2 protein-coding genes are annotated in these 6,452 nt (G+C 45.6%); one reads left to right on the top strand and one right to left on the bottom strand.

Annotated features, from left to right (window positions below; genetic code table 11):
* Positions 1-3,681, bottom strand: a 3,681-nt coding sequence (locus tag RRG12_RS12765) for a glycosyltransferase (RefSeq protein WP_420759537.1), incomplete at its 3' end; no start/stop codon positions are given.
* 251 nt (positions 3,682-3,932) lie between these two features.
* Between RRG12_RS12765 and RRG12_RS12770 the strand changes: the two genes are divergently transcribed.
* On the top strand, positions 3,933-5,750 hold the full coding sequence (locus tag RRG12_RS12770; RefSeq protein WP_420759538.1) for a ShlB/FhaC/HecB family hemolysin secretion/activation protein: 1,818 nt from the start codon (positions 3,933-3,935) through the stop codon (positions 5,748-5,750).
* Positions 5,751-6,452: the final 702 nt, after the last annotated feature.

Genomic DNA, 6,452 nt, shown 5'->3' on the forward strand with positions numbered 1-6,452 from the left:
AATTTCAGGAGGAATCTCAGGAGGAATTTCAGGAGGAATCTCAGGAGGAATCTCAGGCACATTCACGTTGATTGCTACCTGTACAGGTTCTGAGGATGAAACAACATCGCTCGCTCTAAGTGTGAATGCATTGATTAGCCCTGTGGTATCAGTTGGTGGTGTGTAATTTAGTGTTTCACCTATAGTTAATGTGTCTCCCGCAGCTAAATCCGTATCGCCCCGTCTCAAGGTTCCTGCCTGGATGGCATCAATGACAACGGTGGTATTATCTAGATTGACATCGCTAGTGCTGGCGGTAAATGTGAAGCTCAAGGTTTGATTGGCTTCAGCATTGGATGAGAGGGGCGAGTTTGTTGTCAGTGTGGGCGGGGTATTGACAGATGTAATGGTAATGCTGGCTGGGGTGCCACTGGCATCTCCGCCAGTTGGCAAGACTGGAAAGCTCACAAAACCACTGATGTTTTGACCATTTCCAGTATTAATTGTTCCACGCGTGCCATTGATACCCGGCCCATCAGGTACAGTAAATGCAACATTGTCTGGGCCACCATCATGTCTAATTGTGACAGTACCTCCGGTAATGCTAGAACTTCCTTCTCCAAAATCCAAAATTCCGCCGGTAGCGATGGTGATACCCGTATTATTCTCTCCCTCAAAAATTGTCCCTGTTCCTTGAACCAGTCCATTTGTCAGCACTTGCACATCGCCACCAGTGGCTGGTCCAGCAGCCTGGGTTGTTGCCTGTGTGTTGATGGTCGTAAAACGAATTGTGCTGCCAGCGGTACTGTTAGTCTGTAGGGTGACGCTGCCAGCTGTGGCTGCTTCTGTATCAAATCCGGTGGCGATCGCTGAAGCATTAATAGCGTCATTCACCGTAATATTATTTGTAGCGCTTAAGCTGACTGCACCGCCTGTAGCACTTGTATCACCATCCACTCCGGTGGTGCTGGCTGAGGTATTAATACCTCCATTAACAGTGATATTATCTGTGGCAGTTAAGGTGACTGCACCAGCCGTGCCAGTAAATTGGCCACCTCCTTCTTTGACTAAAGACGAATTAATTGCTCCTGTGGTGATACTGCCGCCTGTAGTTGTTGCTACGACACTGCCAGCCGTACCTGAGCCAGCTGCATCAGTGGAAGAGGAATTAATGGTGTTTGTGATAATGTCACCACCCGCAGACAAATTGACATTACCCGCAGAGTAACCCCCGCCAGTGGTAATAATGTTACCTACTGTGATGCCATTAATCGCAGATAAATTCACGTTGCCAATAGTTCCACCACCATTACTTGTATCTAAATTTCCTAATAATAAGCTGGCTCCCGAAATATTTATTGCTCCTCCGGTTGTTGCGATCGTGTTGGTAGGATCAACAAAGTTTACAGAACCAGTTTGTGAAGAGAGGCTGAAGCTACCGCCATTTCCCAAGTTTAATGTAGCAATACCTGCGGCGGTAGTGACTCCGGGTGTAGCTCCGGTGATGTCATTGATGGTAATATTGCCTGTGGCTTGTAAGTTGATGTTTGCACCTGAAGCTGCGATCGCACCCCATGAAACTGTATTAGCCCCAATATCTGCATCGCCAAAAGCAATGTTACCAGCGGTGGCATCAAAAGTCCCTGCTCCGCCATCGATAATAGTTAATGTGCTGGGGTCTAGTAATAAAGTCCCAAAACTGCCATTGGCTGCTGAAGTATCTACCAAACCATTGAAGGTTAAGAAATTTTTGCCTGATACTTCTACAAAACCACCATTTCCGGCATTTGCTCCTCCACGAGCCGAAATGTTACCAAAAAACTGGGTTGTGTCGTTGCCCCAAACAATTACCCGTCCGCCATTTCCATTCAAATTGCTATCGGCATTAATGACGGAGTTGGAGTCAATATAAGTCTGATCTGCGTTGGGTAAAATCCCCTTTCCTTGGAAATCCCCGCCAATTAGTACAGTACCGCCGCCATTGGTTCCAGAGGCGTTTATATTGGCATTAACCACCGCGACTTTCTGACCCAAAGCCGTTACCGTACCGCCTGTTTGACTTGATACATTTACTCTGCCAGAAACAATCGTTGTACCTGGATCGGTGGGAATCGTGACGTTAGATCCTGTTAGTTGTACAGTCCCATCGGGATTGGCAGTTAACCCAGTGTTCCCAACTGTGAGCAATTCTGGTATTGAGGCGATGGGAATTGTCCAGTTATTGGGTTGGTTGCTACTAGAGGCGAGGGGCTGAATTTCCAAACTCAACAGATTTCCTGGTTGACTGAGACGCACCCAATTTTGTCCCGGTACGGATGTGATAGAAATCTGTCCTCCCGGTGCTGAAAGTTGCCCAGTGTTTACCACCGTACCGCCTAATAAATTCAAATTCTGGCCAATACCTACTGCCAAATTTCCAGAATTTGCGATCGCCCCCGGTTGGTTCATACTAAAGGCAAATCCGTTAGGGGTTCCAACTAAAGTAGTGTAATCATTTACACCGATAGCGTTGAACCAACTGCTGCCAAAGCCAATGCCGTTGGCTGTTGTCACCGTGAAAGCACTAGGCACATTTAAACTGGCGTTTGCTCCAAACATAAATCCGGCTGGATTCATTAAGAAGAGGTTCGGATTGCCACCTGTTACCTGAATTAAGCCATTGATAACCGAGGCATTTCCGCCCGTGATTCGACCAAGAATATTTTGCAGCGCCGGACTGGCTTGGAAGTTGGCGATTTGTTCTGGCGAAATTCCAAATTGTTGAAAGCTGTGGAAGAGGTTAACACCATCAGGAGAAGTTGTACCGCCGGTAATATCAAGTCGATTGCCATAAGGTGTAACAATTGTGTTTGTACCATCGACAGCAGGGATAATTTGTTGTGCTTGGGCACTCACCAGAGGCACAATAGCTAACAGGGAAGCGGCGATGGTCGAGAGTAGAGGTTTTTTGCGCCGTAATATGAAGCGACCTGCGGGTAATTCTACATCGATTTGTAATTTATCTGCTAATCCGCGCCGCCAAAGTGCTTGTGCGATCGCTCGTTTAGACCAGAGTATTTGTTCTGTTCTTCTGCTAATAGAGATGCTTTGAGAATGAATTCGGTAGAGGTAAAGTGGCTCTTGAACGCGGCGGACTTGAGCTATTTCTGAAAGTCGCAGACAAATGTCATAATCATAAGCACAGCGGAACGATTTGTTAACACCTCCCACCCGGTCGTAAACTGACCGCCGCATCAGGCGGAAGTGAAACGTCATGAAGTTTACTAACAGACCTTTTTGGGAGTAGGCAATACTACAGCGATCGCCATAACCAAAAACTTTGCCATCTCGATCAATATTTAAGTAGTCGGTGTAAACAAATCCCGTTTCTGGATGGCTGTTGAGGATTTTAGCAGTTTGGGTAAGGGCGGTAGGGGCTAGGATATCATCACTGTCAAGTATACCGATGTAAGTGCCGCTAGTTTGGCTGATTGCTACCTTACAAGCCGCAGCAACTCCTTGATGGTGTGCTTGGATTACCCGCACTCGTCCATCTTGTTGAGCATACGCGTGAGCGATCGCCACTGATCCATCTGTAGAGCCATCATCCCAAATGAGTAGCTCCAAGTTTTGCCATGTCTGCGTTAAGACGCTAGCGATCGCTTCTTCAAGGTAAGCTTCCCGGTTGTAATTGACGATGATAATGGATATCAGTGGTGACATCGAAGTATTCCCAAGTTTTTTACCTATCACCACAATATAATGCTAAGGACTATCACTTAGAAGAAATTGTTATTACTTATAGTTTTAGTTACAAATCTTTTAAAATCTGAATGTCAAAAATATGATATTGAAATACTCATAAGAGGAAGCAGGAGGCAGGAGGGAAGAAGTATGAATGAAAACTTTAGTTTTGGGTATAAAACCCAGTTTAATTACGAATTATTTTAAACAAGGCATCCAATTGAGGAGAAATGAGCAAAGAAACAGAAACTAGTGTTAAGCCGAAAGCAATGACTCAGCAAAGAATTGTCTATTTCTCTCATCAGTTAGACACTTGGCGGAGTCTGGCAACTACTACATGGAATAAGCACAGTTTCAGTTTTCAGTGTGGCTTACTAATTCTGCCTGCGGTCTGGATTGTCACTGCAAATGGACTTAGAGCTACAGCAAATAACTTTACACCAGACTCGGCTCAAAATAGCAGTCAGCCAGAGTTACAAATCGTACAAGAAACAGAACCTTCCCCAATAAGTGTCCCGAATCAACCAGAAACACCACAACGCATTCGGGTTCGCAAAATCCAGGTTGTAGATAGCACAGTATTTAACGAAACTGATTTTAATCCAGTTGTGCAACCGTTTGAAGAACGGGACTTGACTTTAGAAGAAATCAGACAAGCCGCAGATGCTATTACCCAGCTTTACTTAAATAAAGGCTATATAAATTCCAGAGCGGTTCCAGACACTCAACAATCTAGTACCGCCGATGGTGTTGTAGTAATTCGGGTAATTGAAGGGCGTTTGACAGAGATTGACATTGAAGGGACGCGGCGATTAAACCCTTCTTATATTCGGAGTCGCATTCAACTAGGTGCTGGTACTCCTCTCAATACTGGTAAGCTCGAAGAACAATTGAAACTGTTGCGACTTGATCCCTTATTTACAAATGTGGAAGCACGTCTGCGTCCAACAGGTAAGGTTGGTCAAAGTATTCTCATTGTCAGAGTTGAAGAGGCACAATCTTTAATTGGTAGCTTGGGTGTAGATAATTATTCGCCTCCCAGTATTGGGGCGGAAAGATTGGGTATTGAATTGCGATCGCGCAATTTAACCGGTATGGGAGATGAGTTAGCTGGCTCATATTACCACACCCTCTCTGGTGGTTCCGATGCCTTTGATTTTAGCTATCAAGTTCCCGTTAACGCCATGAACGGCAAAGTGCAGATTAGAGCCGCATTTAATCGCAACGAAATCACTGAGCCACCCTTTGATGCCTTTGGTATTCGAGCCAACCAGGATCTTTATGAAATCAATTATCGCCAACCATTGATGCGATCGCCCAGAGAAGAATTTGCCCTATCTTTAGGATTTACCTATCAAGATGGTCAAACTTTCCTTTTTGATGATCTTGCAACCCCCTTTGGTATTGGGCCTGATGCCAATGGCGTGAGCCGCACCAGTGTAATTAAATTTGGTCAAGATTATATCAGGCGCGAACCTCAAGGAGCCTGGTTTTTGCGATCGCAATTTAGTTTTGGCATAGATATATTAGATGCAACTATCAACAATGACCCCATCCCCGATGGTCGCTTTTTCAGTTGGTTAGGACAAGTCCAGCGCGTGCAGCAACTCAGCAACGATCATCTATTGTTGATCCAAGCAGACTTGCAGCTAACACCAGATAGCCTTTTACCTTCACAGCAATTCGTTATTGGCGGTGGACAGTCAGTCAGGGGATATCGCCAAAATATCCGCTCTGGGGATAATGGATTTCGAGTAGCGATCGAAGATCGGATCACAGTGCAGCGCAACGAATCTGGAATATCCACAATTCAACTTGCGCCATTTCTGGACATGGGAGCCGTCTGGAATAAATCTAATAATCCCAACCAGCTACCCGATCAGACTTTTTTGGTGGGTGCAGGCCTAGGATTATTATGGAATCAGGCAATGGGAATTGATAATCTGTTTTTGCGGCTTGATTATGGATTTCCATTTATCGATCTGAGCGATCGCGGTAATAACGCTCAGGATGATGGTTTTTACTTTAGCCTCCGCTATCAACCCTAAGAGGATGTTTGAAGGAGGCAGGAGGCAGGAGGCAGGAGGCAGGAGGCAGGAGGCAGAAGGCAGGAGGCAGGAGGCAGAAGGTTTTTTTCACTTATAGGATTCAAACCCCTCCTGAAAAAGAGCCACAAAACTAGAATTTTTGGAGTTCTTGTCTTTAACCGAATGGCACTAAGAAAAACCCAAAAGCTTGTGTCGTCTCGTTCCCAGCCTGGAGGCTGGGAATGTATTTAAAAGAGGCTCTGCCTCAATTCAAGCTACTGGAGGCGGAGCCTCCCAGAATGGATTCCGAGCCTCCAGGCTGGGAACCAGTCAGAACAAGGGCTGTATCTTTTCTTAGTGCCATTAACCCTTGCTCCATTAGGTCGCGGGCTGTTACAGATAGCGCAGCGGTAGCTCAGGAAAGGAGCGTCGGGCAGTTTTCCTCTACTCTTGACTGCCCGACGCTCGCGGACTCGCTAACGCTGCGCTATCTGCCTCCAACATCCTCGATAAAGCAAATCAATACATTTCAGATAAGACCAAAACACTTGTAGAGACGGCAATTTATCGCGTCTTGTAGAAACGGCGATTTATCGCGTCTTGAAAACCCAAAATTGTTGCCAGTAGCCCTTAACCCAAACGTATTGGATTAAAGATGTGAGTCAAAAACCCTTGATTGCTTTCTCATTTCGGTAGATTCAGCAAGCAAAAAGGCATATTGCT

This window comes from Nostoc sp. CALU 546 (genome assembly GCF_048836525.1).

Bases quoted from the DNA above. Each gene is read 5' to 3' on its own strand.
- RRG12_RS12770 (WP_420759538.1), top strand. From the start codon at position 3,933: ATGAGCAAAGAAACAGAAACTAGTGTTAAGCCGAAAGCAATGACTCAG.